General features: G+C 37.6%; 21 protein-coding genes. 2 read left to right on the forward strand and 19 right to left on the reverse strand.

The genetic code is table 11. The features are described from left to right. Window positions 1-195: 195 nt before the first annotated feature. Window positions 196-1,932, forward strand: a complete 1,737-nt coding sequence (locus FHT21_RS22605; RefSeq protein WP_167296994.1) for a GMC family oxidoreductase — start codon at window positions 196-198, stop codon at window positions 1,930-1,932. 11 nt (window positions 1,933-1,943) lie between these two features. Further along, on the forward strand, window positions 1,944-2,576 hold the full coding sequence (locus FHT21_RS22610) for a gluconate 2-dehydrogenase subunit 3 family protein (protein ID WP_167296995.1): 633 nt from the start codon (window positions 1,944-1,946) through the stop codon (window positions 2,574-2,576). 114 nt (window positions 2,577-2,690) lie between these two features. Here FHT21_RS22610 and FHT21_RS22615 read toward each other — a convergent pair whose 3' ends face one another. The 19 genes from FHT21_RS22615 to rplX form a co-directional block, all read right to left on the reverse strand. Next, the gene (locus FHT21_RS22615) at window positions 2,691-5,660 is read right to left on the reverse strand and encodes a glycoside hydrolase domain-containing protein (RefSeq protein WP_167296996.1); all 2,970 of its coding nucleotides are present in this window, start codon (window positions 5,658-5,660) and stop codon (window positions 2,691-2,693) included. A gap of 302 nt (window positions 5,661-5,962) precedes the next feature. Further along, window positions 5,963-6,484 carry a 50S ribosomal protein L17 gene (gene rplQ / locus FHT21_RS22620; RefSeq protein WP_167296997.1) on the reverse strand — a complete coding sequence of 174 codons (522 nt, stop codon included), beginning with the start codon at window positions 6,482-6,484 and terminating at the stop codon, window positions 5,963-5,965. 122 nt (window positions 6,485-6,606) lie between these two features. Further along, the gene (locus FHT21_RS22625; RefSeq protein ID WP_025145205.1) at window positions 6,607-7,599 is read right to left on the reverse strand and encodes a DNA-directed RNA polymerase subunit alpha; all 993 of its coding nucleotides are present in this window, start codon (window positions 7,597-7,599) and stop codon (window positions 6,607-6,609) included. An 85-nt stretch (window positions 7,600-7,684) separates the two neighbouring features. Next, on the reverse strand, window positions 7,685-8,293 hold the full coding sequence (gene rpsD / locus FHT21_RS22630) for a 30S ribosomal protein S4 (RefSeq protein WP_029282720.1): 609 nt from the start codon (window positions 8,291-8,293) through the stop codon (window positions 7,685-7,687). A gap of 60 nt (window positions 8,294-8,353) precedes the next feature. After that, complete coding sequence (gene rpsK, locus FHT21_RS22635) at window positions 8,354-8,743, reverse strand: 30S ribosomal protein S11 (RefSeq protein ID WP_010599885.1); 390 nt, start codon at window positions 8,741-8,743, stop codon at window positions 8,354-8,356. A 154-nt stretch (window positions 8,744-8,897) separates the two neighbouring features. After that, window positions 8,898-9,275, reverse strand: a complete 378-nt coding sequence (gene rpsM, locus FHT21_RS22640) for a 30S ribosomal protein S13 (RefSeq protein ID WP_010599886.1) — start codon at window positions 9,273-9,275, stop codon at window positions 8,898-8,900. A 69-nt stretch (window positions 9,276-9,344) separates the two neighbouring features. Next, on the reverse strand, window positions 9,345-9,461 hold the full coding sequence (gene rpmJ / locus FHT21_RS22645; protein ID WP_010599887.1) for a 50S ribosomal protein L36: 117 nt from the start codon (window positions 9,459-9,461) through the stop codon (window positions 9,345-9,347). A 1-nt stretch (window position 9,462) separates the two neighbouring features. Continuing rightward, the gene (gene infA / locus FHT21_RS22650; RefSeq protein ID WP_010599888.1) at window positions 9,463-9,681 is read right to left on the reverse strand and encodes a translation initiation factor IF-1; all 219 of its coding nucleotides are present in this window, start codon (window positions 9,679-9,681) and stop codon (window positions 9,463-9,465) included. 71 nt (window positions 9,682-9,752) lie between these two features. Next, the gene (map, locus tag FHT21_RS22655; protein ID WP_167296998.1) at window positions 9,753-10,538 is read right to left on the reverse strand and encodes a type I methionyl aminopeptidase; all 786 of its coding nucleotides are present in this window, start codon (window positions 10,536-10,538) and stop codon (window positions 9,753-9,755) included. A gap of 8 nt (window positions 10,539-10,546) precedes the next feature. Further along, on the reverse strand, window positions 10,547-11,887 hold the full coding sequence (secY, locus tag FHT21_RS22660) for a preprotein translocase subunit SecY (protein ID WP_167296999.1): 1,341 nt from the start codon (window positions 11,885-11,887) through the stop codon (window positions 10,547-10,549). A 7-nt stretch (window positions 11,888-11,894) separates the two neighbouring features. Then, a complete protein-coding gene (rplO, locus tag FHT21_RS22665) occupies window positions 11,895-12,341 on the reverse strand; it encodes a 50S ribosomal protein L15 (protein WP_025145210.1) in 447 nt (148 codons plus the stop codon). Window positions 12,342-12,445: 104 nt separating this feature from the next. Next, a complete protein-coding gene (rpmD, locus tag FHT21_RS22670; RefSeq protein WP_010599892.1) occupies window positions 12,446-12,625 on the reverse strand; it encodes a 50S ribosomal protein L30 in 180 nt (59 codons plus the stop codon). A 4-nt stretch (window positions 12,626-12,629) separates the two neighbouring features. Continuing rightward, window positions 12,630-13,148, reverse strand: coding sequence for a 30S ribosomal protein S5 (rpsE, locus tag FHT21_RS22675; RefSeq protein ID WP_167297000.1), 519 nt, complete (start codon window positions 13,146-13,148; stop codon window positions 12,630-12,632). Window positions 13,149-13,165: 17 nt separating this feature from the next. Then, the gene (gene rplR / locus FHT21_RS22680; RefSeq protein WP_029278655.1) at window positions 13,166-13,519 is read right to left on the reverse strand and encodes a 50S ribosomal protein L18; all 354 of its coding nucleotides are present in this window, start codon (window positions 13,517-13,519) and stop codon (window positions 13,166-13,168) included. A 5-nt stretch (window positions 13,520-13,524) separates the two neighbouring features. Then, window positions 13,525-14,082, reverse strand: a complete 558-nt coding sequence (gene rplF / locus FHT21_RS22685; RefSeq protein WP_167297001.1) for a 50S ribosomal protein L6 — start codon at window positions 14,080-14,082, stop codon at window positions 13,525-13,527. A gap of 18 nt (window positions 14,083-14,100) precedes the next feature. Next, window positions 14,101-14,499 (reverse strand): 30S ribosomal protein S8, encoded by a 399-nt coding sequence (rpsH, locus tag FHT21_RS22690; protein WP_010599896.1) that lies wholly within the window; start codon window positions 14,497-14,499, stop codon window positions 14,101-14,103. A gap of 154 nt (window positions 14,500-14,653) precedes the next feature. After that, the gene (rpsN, locus tag FHT21_RS22695) at window positions 14,654-14,923 is read right to left on the reverse strand and encodes a 30S ribosomal protein S14 (protein ID WP_025145214.1); all 270 of its coding nucleotides are present in this window, start codon (window positions 14,921-14,923) and stop codon (window positions 14,654-14,656) included. Beyond that, a complete protein-coding gene (gene rplE / locus FHT21_RS22700; RefSeq protein WP_086547740.1) occupies window positions 14,923-15,489 on the reverse strand; it encodes a 50S ribosomal protein L5 in 567 nt (188 codons plus the stop codon). The genes rpsN and rplE overlap by 1 nt, the downstream gene beginning before the upstream one ends. After that, entirely contained in the window at window positions 15,486-15,827 is a 342-nt protein-coding gene (gene rplX / locus FHT21_RS22705; RefSeq protein WP_167297002.1) for a 50S ribosomal protein L24, read from the reverse strand. Before rplX ends, rplE begins: the two co-directional genes overlap by 4 nt.

Genomic DNA, 15,827 nt, shown 5'->3' on the forward strand with positions numbered 1-15,827 from the left:
TTCATGATAATGTAACAATAGAGCGACTATGCAAAGGCTTATTTCACTAAAAAACGACTTATACGATATTGACGTAATACGATTTAGAAATACGCAAGGGCAATATTATCTATATTGATTCCAAAATAGCCGAACACTTTTTTTTCAAAAAATTAAGCTTTAGATTAGAGTATATAAAACACCTAACCATAATCAATGAGTGACTTTCAGATAAAAAAATCGCCCACCGTTTACGATGCCATTATTGTTGGCTCTGGAGCTGGTGGCGGCATGGCAGCCTATGTTTTGGCGCACGCAGGTCAAAAGGTTTTAATGCTCGAGGCTGGTCAAAATTTCGATCCAAGATTAGATTCTCACCAGTTAAAATGGCCTTGGGAATCGCCTCGTCGTGGCGCCAGTACTACGCGTCCATTTGGAGATTTCGATGCTTCTTATGGAGGCTGGGAATTAGAAGGCGAACCATATACCCAGAAAAACAAAAGCGAATTCGAATGGTTCCGCTCGCGTATGCTCGGCGGCCGTACCAACCACTGGGGAAGAATTTCCTTACGCATGGGGCCTGAAGATTTTAAACCTAAAGATGGTTTAACCGATAGCTGGCCTATTACCTATGCGGATGTAAAGCCATTTTATGATAAAGTTGACCGCATGATTGGTATTTATGGTACTGTTGAAGGGATCGAAAGCGAACCCGATGGAATTTTCATGAAACCACCCAAACCGCGTTTAAATGAACTATTCATTAAAAAAGGGGCTGAAAAAGCCGGTGTAAAAGTAATTGCCGGTCGTGGTTCGGTGCTTACCGAAGCTCTACCCAACAACAGCGACCGTGCACCTTGTTTTTACTGTGGCCAGTGCGGCAGGAGCTGCAAGGTTTATGGCGATTTTTCTTCTTCTTCATGTTTGGTAAATCCTGCCGTAAAAACGGGCAACCTTACGGTAATTACCGACGCCATGGTGCGAGAAGTAATTACCGATAAAGATGGTACAGCAAAAGGCGTTTCATACGTAAACCGAAAAGACTTACAAGAATATCAGGTAAACGGCAAACTGGTCATTTTAGGTGCCAGTGCTTGCGAATCAGCACGCATTTTATTGAATTCAAAATCAACTTCACATCCTAATGGCCTGGCTAATAGTAGTGGTGTAGTTGGAAAATACCTGCACGATTCTACCGGAGCAAGTGTTTCGGGTTTTCTGCCACAGTTAATGGATAGAAAACGTTATAACGAAGATGGACTGGGCAGTGTGCATATCTATTCGCCCTGGTGGTTAGATAACAGGAAATTGAATTTTCCACGTGGTTACCATATCGAATATTGGGGTGGAATGGGCATGCCAGCTTACGGTTTTGGTGGTGGCGTAGCCCAAATGAACGGGATGGTACCTGGCAGAGATGGCAAAATGAAAGAAGCCGGAGGTTATGGAAAATCACTAAAAGATGATTATCGCCGATTTTATGGAACTGGCGTTGGCATGGCTGGCCGTGGTACGGCAATTGCAAGAGAAAGTAACTATTGCGAAATCGACCCGAATACTGTAGATAAATATGGTATCCCCGTTTTAAGATTTAACTACAAATGGGACAAGGATGAGATTCTGCAGGCTAAACATATGCAGGAAACCTTTCTTTCAATTATGAAAGAAATGGGCGCCGTAGTTACTTCCGAAATTCAGGGCGCAGATACCAATTATGGATTGCTCAACCCTGGAAAAATTATCCACGAAGTTGGAACTATCAGAATGGGCGATGATCCTAAAAAATCGGCATTAAACAAATACTGCCAAGCACATGACTGTAAGAACCTATTTGTGGTTGACGCGGGCCCATTTGTTCAACAAGGCGATAAAAATGCTACCTGGACTATCATGGCACTATCAATGCGTACCGCCGAATATATTTTAGCTCAAAAGAAAAAACAAAATATTTAAAGAATTGCCATATGAACAGACGTGATTCACTAAAAGCATTGGGTTTAACAGCCATAAGCACAACTGTACTGCTCGATGCCTGTAAGCAACCCGAAACAAAAACCGAAGCTGCAGCACCGGAAGAAAGTGCTAAAGAAGCAGGAAGAGAGCAATGGGAAATAGATCGTGATAAGAAATTAAAAGCTGAAACTTTTTTCACGAAACATGAAATGGCTACGATTACAGTTTTGGCAGATATTATTATCCCTAAGGATGATGTATCGGGCAGTGCATCTGATGCTAAAGTGCCAGAGTTTATCGAATTTATAGTAAAAGATATTCCTGAACATCAAGTACCGATGCGTGGTGGCCTGAAATGGCTGGATGTGTACTGTTTCAATAAATTCCAGAAACCTTTTGTTGAAGCATCCGAGAATCAACAGATTTCGATTGTAGATGAAATTGCCTACCCTAAAAAAGCCAGGCCAGAAATGCAGGCGGGGGTAACTTTTTTCAATAGAATGAGAAACTTAACTGCATCAGGCTTTTACACAACAGAAATTGGTGTAAAAGATATTGGTTATGTAGGTAATGCACCAAACCAATGGGCTGGTGTTCCCGCAGATGTGCTGAAACAGTATGGGATGGAAAATGTGAAGGTATAACAAAGTATAAAACGTAAAAGGTCAAGTTAAAAAACTTGACCTTTTACGTTTGGATAAATATCTGCTAATCTGAGTAAGACCCTGAAACAAGTTCAGAGTGACCCCAATAAAATATTACTCTAGAATCAAAATCAAACCTTTTCCTTTTTCAACCGGAACCGATTTTCCATTAGGGTAACTTCCCGAAGTTTGGAACTTATCAATTGCAGGTGCAGCTATTTTTACTTTATCGGCATCTAAACCCAGTTTGGCCCAGTCTATTTTTAAATTGACCTTTACATCTCCTTCTGCCCAACTTGCTAAAGCAATCATCGTTTTCCCCTGTTTTTTATATACTGTCGCCAGTACTTTAGGATTATCGGTTTTAACCGGGCAGTTTTCACTCCAGTAACCGATCATCTCAGATCCTTTTATGCCAAAATTATCCCAAGCGGCCCATAAAGGTTTTGGATCACTTTTGTCAGACCAGCCCAAGCGACTTGTCATGCCATAAATCATACCGCGCCAAGGGTTTCCATCATCTTGTAACATCTCTCCCATTAATCCAAAAGGAATTCCACTTACTTCAGTTAAAAAGAAATCCGGATTGTTTTTCTGGTAATCGAAGTATTCACCAAACCATAAACGGTTCAGATAAGGGAAGTGTTCCATGTATAAAATGGCGCTATTGTTAAAGCCATCGCTTTTGTTGTACTGATTTGCTGAATGCAGATCAATAATACCAGGATGGCTATTTTGCGTTAATACGCGTTTTATACGCTTCATGGTCACCCGATCGAAGGCTACATCATCCAGATACACACCATCAATCCCAACGTTGTTTACCAACCAATTCATTCCTTCTACATAATAGTTGTGCCAGCGGTTCATTCCGCTGTTAATTACGGCCGCATCTTTAATTTCTGGTACAAACCAGGCCGCAATATAATTCGAATCTAAATGTTCCTGCAACCAGCTAAAGCCCCCACCCTTGCCCGGAGAATACACTTCAGTACCTAAACTTCTTAAAGCTGGCCATTCGTATGCATGGTTAGAAAGCTCGCGAACAGTATTGTAAATTTTAACTTTTAAACCTTTCGAGTGTGCATGACTAATATAATCTTTCATCTTTTTCCATTCGATAAATGGATAGTTGATCCAAGGGTTAATCGGAGTGGCATGGTGAATGTTTACTACAGTTGCACCCTTAGCTTTGATTGTATCTAAATCACCATATTTATGATAGAAACGGTTATCCCATTGAAAATCGGTATTAAGTAAATGGAAAGGCGTAATCAATAAATTGAAATTGTAGTATAACACATCTCCCTTTTTCATACTTCTTGCTCCAGTAAAGTTATCGGCAAGCATCGAACTGCCTTTCACATTAATCTGGATACCACCTTTATCTCCATTACCCCACGATTTGGGTAATAATAAAGGCTTCTGAAGGTAGAAATTCGTATTCAGTGGACGAATATAGTTCTCATCTCTTAAATTGTAATATAGGCCTGCATTTACATTGCCGATCCAAACGGCATCCTGATTTTTATTCGCTACATCCCATTTCCATTTTACAGTATCGGGTCTAATGCCACCTTTCTCCCCTAACCCCATTAAATACTTGGTTGAACCTTTATCAAAAGGGATATGAAAATCGACATTGCTGAAATCGACATCTTTTAGCGCGGTAACTTTAACTACGTAATGCACATAACCATCAAACTCTAAAGTACCTTCTAAATCAATTTTGAGGTTTTCGGAAGTATTCGTGGCAGTCCACTTTACCGTTCCGGCTTCTTTACTCGTAATTTGAAATTTACCCGGTGAAAATTTCTCTTGCGTTTTCGGGGTATTAAAAAAATGAAAATGGATAGGTTCAGCCAGGATATTATTAGGTTTTTCGCTATAAGCCGTCATCTCAGCATTAAAGAATGTTTGAATCTGCTTGGGAAAACCGTCTGTATTAATTTCGAACTTTCTGCCTAAAAGCGAGATTACATTCCCATCAACCGTTAGTGGCGTATATGGCGCTACAACCGTATTCGCTTGTGCCAAAGTAGAATTTAACCAGGTTAAGCGCGTCTGTTTATCTGGAGTTCCTACACCAGCATCGGCTAGTACTTCGTTCCCTACTGTAATTTTAGCTGTTATTATTTTCGATTTTCCATTGGCTTTAACTGTAAAATTACCTGTATATGTGCCCGCTGTCGTATTTTTAGGAATATCGACCGTAATCCACATCGGCTGAATTTTTCCAGAGGCTACATTTACCGTTTCAACCAAAGGTTTGTTGTCATAACTTGTTCCATTGGTGTTTAAACAATTGATATATTTTGAAGAAATTACTTTTCCTGTTACTGTTTTTAAATCGCCGAAGTTAACCGCTACATTTTTCAAATCTTTCAGCGCAAATACCCCCAGTTGAAAAGCATAATTTTCACCTTTACTCGCCGAGCCTGTAAAAGTATTTATAGCTCCTTTTTGTACCCAACGATAAGGTAAATCATTCTGCATTTTGATCGGGAACATCCTGTCTTCTGGAAAAACGATAAAAGCTGCTGAAGCATATTTGGCCTTTATTGCGGCTGTTTCTTTACCAGTTGCAATAATTTCCATCGGGTAGAAAGAGTTGAAAGCATCAACAGATTGGATTTCGACAGCAAAAGCATTCACTTTAACCCGTTTTGCAGCTGTTAACCATGTTTGGTCAGCCTGTTTGGCTTTTAAATAAACGCCTTTCGGATAATTACTTCTACCTTCATTTTTATAAGCGAGATAATACACATAATATTTTCCTGAACCCGGTGCTTCGAAATAAACATCAGCACTTTCTCTCGTCAATTTATCTGTGCCCACAGCTGAAACAGTTTTACCGTTTGCATCTTGAACGATGATTCCTTTTAATTCTGGATGTTCATCCCTCCTACGCCAATCAATTTTGGTACGTGCTATTTTATTGGTTCCATCAAATTGTACAACAACACGGTGGTTACCTAACGAGTCTGGATTCCATGCATTATTACCATTAGTATATTTTAATATTTGAGCATTAAGAGATAGCTGCCCGAAAAGACAGAGCAATAGAAAAAGCCTAAATTTCATTTTTTAATTTGTTTGAGGCTAATTTATGCATAGCTTATTACAATAAAGCCATGTAATGAAAAAATGAGACAAACGTTTGTTTATTTGGTTCATTAGTGGTATCATTCTAAACGCAGTAAAGAATCCTTTTCCTGTTGCCACAGAAAGGTGATATGCTAAAGTGCTTAACCAAGCTAGGTTCTATTTCTTTATTCAGATTGAGATTTCATACTTAAAGATTCTTCACTCCGTTCAGAATAACAAGAAAACAAAAAAGTCCTGCTCTTTCGAACAGGACTTTCTTAATCTTAAGGTGAATAAAATTATTCTCCTTTTGGTTCTTCAGTAGCAGGAGCTTCTTCAGCAGGAGCAACTTCTTCAACAACCTCAGCTTTCGCTTCAATAGCTTTAGGCGCAGCAGCTTTGCTTCTACCACGACGAGTTGTTTTCTTCTCTTCTTTAACTTCTACATCTTTACCGTAAACTGTATTGTAATCTACCAATTCAATTAAAGCCATCTCAGCATTATCACCCTGACGATTGTTTAATTTAATGATACGAGTGTAACCACCTGGACGGTTAGCAACTTTCTCAGCCACTTCGCGGAACAAAATAGTGATTACTTCTTTATCTTGTAGGTAAGAGAAAACTGTACGACGTGAGTGAGTAGTGTCATTTTTCGCTTTAGTGATTAATGGCTCAACATAAGTACGTAAAGCTTTAGCTTTAGCTAAAGTTGTTGTAATTCTTTTTGCTTTAATTAGTGATGTTGCCATATTAGCTAACATCGCTTTTCTGTGGCTGTCGGTTCTACCTAAGTGGTTTACTTTTTTACCGTGTCTCATTGTTTTTTGATTAAGTGTATACCGTCTCTGTCTCAGAGGGAATTATACACCGTGAACTAATATTTAATTCTCAATGTTCAATATCCAATTTTCAATTTGAAAACTGTTAACTGAAAACTGAATTATTCTTCGTCTAATTTAAATTTAGACAGGTTCATACCAAATGATAAACCTTTCGATTTTACTAATTCTTGGATCTCTGTTAAAGATTTTTTACCGAAGTTTCTGAATTTTAACATATCAGCAACATCGTAAGAAACTAAATCAGCTAAAGTACGGATATCAGCAGCTTTTAAGCAGTTTAATGCTCTAACTGAAAGATCCATATCTACTAATTCAGTTTTAAGGATTTTACGCATGTGTAAAATTTCCTCGTCTACTTCTTTAGTTTCTTCTTTTGCTTGAGATTCTAATACTAAATTCTCATCAGAGAATAACATAAAGTGCTGGATAAGGATCTTAGCCGCTTCTTTTAATGCCTCTTCTGGATGAATTGAACCGTCAGTAGAGATATCTAAAACCAATTTTTCATAATCCGTTTTTTGCTCAACACGAAAGTTTTCGATCGTGTATTTTACATTTTTCATTGGAGTATAAATCGAATCGATTGCGATTACACCTACAACAGCATCAGCAACTTTATTTTCTTCAGCAGGTACATAACCACGTCCTTTATTGATGGTTAATTCCACTTCCAAAGTAACAGATTTATCCATATTGCAAATTACATGCTCAGGGTTTAAAACTGTAAAGTTGTTAGAGAATTTAGTGATATCACCAGCTTTAAACTGGTCTTGACCATTAACGATGATGAAAACTTTTTCAGAATCTCCTGAATCACCTGTTTTCTTAAAACGAACTTGTTTTAAGTTTAAGATAATATCAGTTAAATCTTCTACAACACCTTTCATGGTAGAAAATTCGTGAGAAACGCCTGAAAAACGAATAGTAGTAATAGCATAACCTTCTAACGAAGAAAGTAAAATTCTTCTTAAGGCATTACCAATTGTTACACCGAAACCGGGCTCTAAAGGACGAAATTCAAATGTGCCATCGAAATCAGTTGATTTCTGCATGATCACTTTGTCTGGTTTCTGAAATGCTAAAATTGCCATTTATATTTTTTTAAATTCGTTATTGAATATATAGTAACATGAAAAAAGTTAATTACCCCATTGAGGTAATTAACTAGCTCATTTATTACTTTGAGTACAACTCGATGATTAAATTTTCCTTGATGTTTTCAGGAATTTCATCACGTTGAGGGTAGGTTAAGAATTTACCAGTTAATTCACTAGCATTCCACTCTAACCAAGCAAACTTATTAATCGTTCTACCTGCAACTGAGTTACTAATTGATTCTAAAGATTTAGATTTTTCACGAACCGCAACCACATCACCAGCTTTTAACTGATATGAAGGGATATTTACAACTTCACCATTCACAGTAACGTGTTTATGGCTAACTAACTGGCGTGCACCAGAACGGGTTGTTGAAATACCTAAACGGTAAACTGTGTTATCTAAACGCGCTTCTAATAACTGAAGTAAGTTATCACCGGTAATACCAGCACGTGAAGATGCTTTTTTAAACAAGTTACTGAATTGTTTTTCTAATACACCATAAGTATATTTTACTTTTTGTTTCTCCATTAACTGGATAGCATATTCAGATTGTTTTCCTCTTCTTTTTGATGAGCCATGTTGCCCAGGAGGATAATTTTTTCTGTCTAACACTTTATCAGGACCGAAGATTGGTTCTCTGAATTTACGTGCAATTTTTGATTTTGGGCCTGTATATCTTGCCATTTTTTTCTGTTTTAAAGTATCATCCAGCCTGTAACTGGAGATTCTTAGCTTTAAAATTAATTAAACTCTTCTCTTTTTAGGAGGACGACATCCGTTGTGAGGAAGTGGAGTAATATCTTTAATAGACGTTACTTCGATACCTGCTACTTGCAAAGTTCTGATTGCAGACTCACGACCTGAACCCGGACCTTTTACAAATACTTCAACTTTACGTAAACCTAAATCAAACGCAACTTTACCGCAATCTGAAGCTGCTTGACCAGCTGCATACGGCGTGTTCTTTTTAGAACCTTTAAAGCCCATTTTACCAGCAGAAGACCATGAAATAGTCTGTCCGTTGTTGTTTGTTAAGGTAACGATGATGTTGTTGAAGGTAGCATTGATGTGGGCCTGACCAACAGGCTCAATTACAACGATACGTTTTTTTGTTACTTTTTTACTTTTAGCCATTTTATCTTTTAGATTCTAGATATGAGACTTGAGATATGAGACTTTCTCTACCCCGATACTCAGTACCCTAATTTTCTCTTTTATTCCAGATTTGAGCAGATTTTAAAGACATGGTACTCACATCTAAAATCTCACATCTCATATCTATCAATTTCTATTTAGTAGCTTTTTTCTTGTTAGCAACTGTTTTTCTCTTACCCTTACGAGTACGTGAGTTATTTTTAGTACGCTGACCACGAGAAGGTAAACCTTTTCTGTGACGTAAACCGCGGTAACAACCGATATCCATTAAACGTTTGATGTTTAATTGAACCTCTGAGCGTAAAGCACCTTCTACTTTAATCTCATCGTTAATCATTGTACGGATTGCTGATAACTCATCATCAGACCAGTCTTGTACTTTTTTGTTCAAATCGATTCCTGCAGTAGTTAAAATACGTTGTGCAGTTGTTCTACCAATACCATAGATATAGGTTAAACCAATCTCTCCTCTTTTGTTTCTTGGTAAATCAATACCTGAAATCCTTGCCATATTTATTGATGTTTTGAAGTAATTCCGAACGGCGGGCCACCGTTGTGCGGTTGATTACAATATTCTTAATTACCCCTGACGTTGCTTGTATTTAGGATTTTTCTTGTTGATTACGTAAAGTTTTCCTTTACGGCGAATAATCTTACAATCAGCGCTACGTTTTTTAATTGATGATCTAACTTTCATTTTATTTGTATCTATAAGTAATGCGTCCTTTTGTTAAATCATAAGGAGACATTTCCAATTTAACTTTATCTCCAGGAAGGATTTTGATGTAGTGCATCCGCATCTTTCCTGAAATATGCGCAATAATCTCATGCCCGTTCTCGAGTTCTACCCGGAACATCGCATTGGATAATGCTTCTCTTATTACTCCGTCTTGTTCAATTGAGGCTTGTTTAGCCATATTTTATTGATTGTTACTTAATTAGCTGCTTCTAAACAGGGTTGCAAAATTAAATAAAAAATTTTAATTATTTATTTTTTTTGTTGTAAAACTTCTTCTATTATAGAAAACGTTGATAAAACATCTGCTTTGCCCTTTTTTACGGCTACTGTGTGTTCAAAATGTGCCGATGGTTTATTGTCTTTACTCGTTACCGTCCATCCATCGTTATGGAATTTAACACCGGCTACGCCTGCATTGATCATGGGTTCTATCGCAATTACCATTCCTTCTTCAAGTTTTGGTCCTGCGCCACGCTTCCCATAATTCGGAACTTCCGGTTTCTCGTGAAGTTTTATACCAACACCATGTCCTACGAGCTCTCTTACTACGCCAAATCCATTAGCTTCTGCATATTGCTGAACAGCAAAACCGATATCTCCAATACGCATACCAACAACAGCTTTTTCTATACCCAATTCCAGGCAACGTTTAGTAGCCTCAACCAATTTCTGTTTTTCTGCATCTATTTCCCCGATAGAGAAAGTGTAGGCCGAATCGCCGAAATAATTGTTTTTAATCACGCCACAATCAACTGAAATCAGATCCCCCTCCTGGATTACGTACTCGCTTGGAAAACCGTGAACAACTTGCTCATTTGGCGAAATACATAAAGAATTAGGGAAACCATTATAGTTTAAAAATGCCGGTATCGCTCCGTGATCACTTATAAACTCATAGGCTAGTTTATCTAACTGAATAGTAGTCATGCCTGCTTTTATCACCTTGGCCACTTCGGCTAAAGTTTTAGAAACAAGCATGGAACTTTCTCTTATTAACTCGATCTCCTCTAGAGATTTGTAATAAATTTTAGACATCCGTTACACTACAACGCTGCATTGCTACTTGCAGCAGGAACACCTGTTCTGCCAGTAACTCTACCCGTTTTCATCAAACCATCATAATGGCGCATCAATAAATAACTTTCGATCTGTTGCAAAGTATCCAATACAACACCAACTAAAATCAATAAAGAAGTACCACCGAAGAAGTGCGCAAACTCTTGTTTAATACCAAACTTAACAGCTAATGAAGGTAAAATAGCAATGATCGCTAAAAATACTGCACCTGGGAAAGTGATTTTAGAGATTACATCATCAATAAAAGTTGATGTTGCAAAACCCGGCTTAATACCTGGGATAAAACCACCGTTTTTCTTCATATCGTCGCTCATTTGAGTTGGATTAACTGTAATTGCAGTATAGAAGAAAGTAAATGCGATAATTAAAAATGCGAATGTTAAGCTATAAGCCAACGAAGTTGTATTGCTGAACTGGATTAACCAAGAACCTTGTAATGAAGGAACAAACTGCATTAAAGCACCTGGAATAAACATTAACGCCTGAGCAAAAATAATCGGCATAACACCAGCAGCATTAACCTTTAAAGGAATGTACTGGCGAACACCACCAAACTGACGGTTACCAACAATTTTTTTAGCGTATTGTACAGGCACTTTACGTACACCTTGAACAATTAAAATGGTAAACATTACCACAGCAAATAATGCAACGATCTCTAAAACCAAAGCAACCGGGCCTCCACCTTCACTGGCAGAACCTACACGGGCGCTAAACTCTTGAGAAATTGCAACTGGTAAACGGGCAATAATACCAACCATGATGATTAGTGATGTACCGTTACCAATACCTTTATCCGTAATTTTTTCACCTAACCACATTACAAATAATGTACCTGCCGTTAATACAAACGTAGATAATACTAAAAATAAAGTGTTTGGTAATAAAATAGCTTCTGCCGGAACCTGCGTTTTAACGTAACCAACAGATTGAACGATTGTGATCGCTACCGTTAGGTAACGGGTAATCTGGTTCATTTTTTTTCTACCACTTTCGCCCTCTTTCTGCATTTTTTGGAAAGAAGGAACAGCAATACCCAATAGTTGCACCACAATCGATGCAGAGATATAAGGCATTACCCCCAACGCTAAAATAGACACACGAGAGAAAGAACCTCCGGCAAACATATCTAGTAAGCCTAAGATTCCTGATTTTTCGTTATTGCCTAAAGCAGTTGGATCCACACCTGGTAAAACCACGTGAGATACGAAACGGTATACCAAAAGAATTAAGAGCGTAAACAATATACGCTCTTTTAATTCCTGAATTTTCCAGATATTACTTAAAGTAGTAAATAGCTTCTTCATTTAATAATTACAATTTTACAATAGAACCACCTGCAGCTTCAATAGCTTTTTGTGCGGTTGCAGAGAACGCATGTGCTGTAATTTCTAGCTTTGCTTTAACTTCACCACGACCTAAAATTTTAACTAAGTCGTTTTTAGAAGCTAAACCATGTGCTTGTAAAGCAGCGAAATCGATAGTTGTTAAGCTGTGTTTTTCAGCTAAAGCTTGTAAAACATCTAAGTTTACACCAACATATTCTGTACGGTTAATTGGTTTGAAACCAACTTTAGGCACACGACGTTGTAAAGGCATTTGACCACCTTCAAAACCGATTTTGGTTTTGTGACCTGAACGAGAACCCGCACCTTTGTGACCACGGGTTGAAGTACCGCCACGACCAGAACCTGTACCACGACCAATTCTTTTGCTATTTTTTGTAGAACCTACTGCAGGTTTTAAATTACTTAAATTCATTTTTTTGAATTTGTGTTGCCCTTCGCTTTCACTAAACAGGTACAACGATTAAACATATATAAAGGTAGTACCGGCTTTTACCCATACTACCTTTAAAACTTTTACTAGATTGCTTCGATTGCTACCAAATGATTCACTTTGCGAACCATACCGATAATTTGTGGAGTAGCTTCAACCTCAACACTTTGGTTCATTTTAGATAAACCCAAAGCCTGAACGGTTCTTTTTTGGCGCTCGCTTCTGTCGATAACGCTTTTTACTTGTGTTATTTTGATCTTAGCCATGATATTATCCGTTAAATACTTTGTTTAAATCTATACCACGGGTTTGAGCCACTGCATAAGCATCACGCATTTTAGTTAATGCATCAACAGTTGCTTTTACCACGTTGTGTGGGTTAGATGATCCTTTAGATTTTGCTAATACGTTATGCACGCCAGCACTCTCTAATACAGCACGCATCGCACCACCAGCAATTACTCCTGTACCTACTGCAGCTGGTTTGATTAAAACAAAACCACCTGAGAATTTACCGATTTGCTCGTGAGGAACAGTACCGTTTAAAATTGGAACTTTTACCAAGTTCTTTTTAGCATCATCCACACCTTTAGCGATGGCTTCAGTTACCTCTTTCGCTTTACCTAAACCGAAACCAACAACACCGTTTTCATCACCTACAACAACAATTGCTGAGAAGCTGAAAGTACGGCCACCTTTGGTTACTTTGGCAACGCGTTGTATACTAACCAAACGATCCTTTAATTCGATATCGGTGGTTTTTACTCTTTTTATATTAATAGTTGACATCTTACTTTTTCTTCAGATTAAAATACTAAACCAGCTTCGCGGGCACCCTCTGCCAACGATTTTACACGACCGTGGTATAAATAGCCATTTCTATCGAAAACAACTTCTTTAACACCTGCAGCAATTGCTTTTTCGGCAACTAATTTGCCTACCGCAACCGACTGATCGCTTTTATTTCCAGTACCAGTAAAATCTTTCGATAATGATGATGCTGATGCTATTGTTTTACCGGTTACATCGTTAATTACCTGCGCATAAATCCCTTTATTGCTTCTATATACAGATAACCTTGGACGTTCTTCCGAACCGGTAAGTCTTTTTCTGATCCCTTTTTTAATACGATCTCTTCTTGATAATTTTTTACCTGCCATGATTACTATTTTTTAGATGCTGATTTACCTGCTTTTCTTCTTAACACTTCACCTACAAACTTGATACCTTTACCTTTATATGGCTCTGGTGCACGTAACGAACGGATTTTCGCTGCTACTTGACCGATCAATTGTTTGTCAATACTTTCTAAAATAATTTTAGGTGTTTGACCTTTTTCTGATTGTGTAGTTACTTTAATCTCTTCTGGTAATTGGAATACGTAGTGGTGAGAATAACCTAAAACTAAATCTAATGTATTACCTGTGTTTGTAGCACGGTAACCAACACCTACTAATTCTTGAGTTAATTTATAACCTTCTGTAACACCAACAACCATGTTGTTAAGCAATGAGCGATATAAACCGTGTAATGCTTTGTGTTTCTTTTGTTCTGAAGGACGTTGAACTGTTAAAATTCCGTCTTCCTGACTTACAGTGATATCTGAATCTACTGCTTGTGTTAATTCACCTTTAGGACCTTTTACAGTTACTACGTTATCTTTTGATACGGTAATTGTAACACCTGCAGGGATTGTAATTGGGGCTTTTCCTATTCTTGACATTGTGCTGTTCTCCTAATATTAATAAACGTGACACAATACCTCACCACCAATGTTTAATTTGGCTGCTTCTTTATCGGTCATTACACCTTTAGAAGTAGATAAGATTGCGATACCTAAACCGTTTAATACTCTTGGCATATTTTCAACACCAGCATAGTTTCTCAAACCTGGTTTACTTACTCGCACTAATGTACGAATAGCAGGAACTTTAGTAATCGGATTGTATTTCAAAGCAATTTTAATAGTGCCTTGAACTGTAGTATCTTCAAACTTGTAGTTCGCGATGTAACCTTTGTCAAAAAGAACTTTAGTAATTTCTTTTTTAAGGTTTGATGCAGGAATTTCTACAACACGGTGATTGGCCTTAATGGCATTCCTTACTCTTGTTAAATAATCTGCTATTGGATCTGTATTCATTTTTTATTGTTTTTGATAGTGGTTTCCTTCTGCTACCCAGCTGTGGGACCTGCTACCGGTTAAAATTCTTTTTTTAGTATATAGACATAAGTATCAAGTATCAAGACCATATTTTGTCTCGATACTTGATACTCTAGTACTTAATACTTTGATATTACCAAGATGCTTTTTTAACACCTGGTATTTTACCGTCTAGTGCCATCTGGCGGAACGTTACCCTTGAAATACCAAAGGTACGCATATATCCACGAGGGCGACCAGTTAATTTACAACGGTTGTGTAAACGTACCGGAGATGAGTTTTTAGGTAATTTATCTAAACCCTCGAAATCTCCTGCAGCTTTTAATACTGCACGTTTTTCAGCGTATCTAGCTACCAATTTTTGGCGCTTAACTTCGCGTGCTTTTACACCTTCTTTTGCCATTATTCTGCTGTTTTTTGATTTTTAAATGGTAATCCGAATTGTTTCAATAACTCAAGAGCCTCAACGTCAGATTTTGCCGAAGTTACGAAAGTTATATCCATACCTAAAATTTTATTGATTTTATCGATATTAATCTCAGGGAAGATGATTTGCTCAGTAACACCTAATGTATAGTTACCTTTTCCATCAAATCCTTTATCATTAATACCTTTGAAATCGCGGATACGAGGCAAAGCTACAGAGATCAAACGATCTAAGAACTCGTACATGTTGTTATCGCGTAATGTAACACGTACACCTACTGGCATACCTTTACGTAATTTAAAGTTAGAGATATCTTTCTTTGAATTAGCCGGAACCGCCTGCTGACCAGTAATAGTAGTCAACTCAACGATAGTGGTATCCATAATTTTCTTATCAGTAACAGAAAAACGACCAACACCCTGATTGATACAGATTTTTTCCAATTTAGGAACCTGCATTACAGTTTTGTACTGAAATTTTTCTTTTAGTGCATTTACAACTTCTTCTTTGTATTTGCTTTTTAATCTAGGTGTAGCCATTATTTAATCTCCTCTCCTGAAATTTTAGCAACTCTAACTAATTTACCATCTGCGTTAAGTTTACGACCTACGCGGGTAGCTTTACCAGATTTTGGATCAACCAACATCAAGTTAGAAATGTGAAGAGCAGCTTCTTTTTTAATAATACCACCGTTTGGATTAGCAGCATTTGGTTTAGTATGTTTAGATACTAAGTTAATGCCTTCCACAATGGCTCTGTTTTTATCTGTAAGTACTGAAAGTACTTTTCCTTGTTGACCTTTTGAATCGCCAGCAATGACTTTAACTAAATCTCCTGTGCGGATTTTAAGTTTTGATGGTGTATTTACTTTGTTTCCCAT

It is taken from the genome of Pedobacter sp. SG908, from assembly GCF_011759615.1.
Taxonomy (GTDB): domain Bacteria; phylum Bacteroidota; class Bacteroidia; order Sphingobacteriales; family Sphingobacteriaceae; genus Pedobacter; species Pedobacter riviphilus.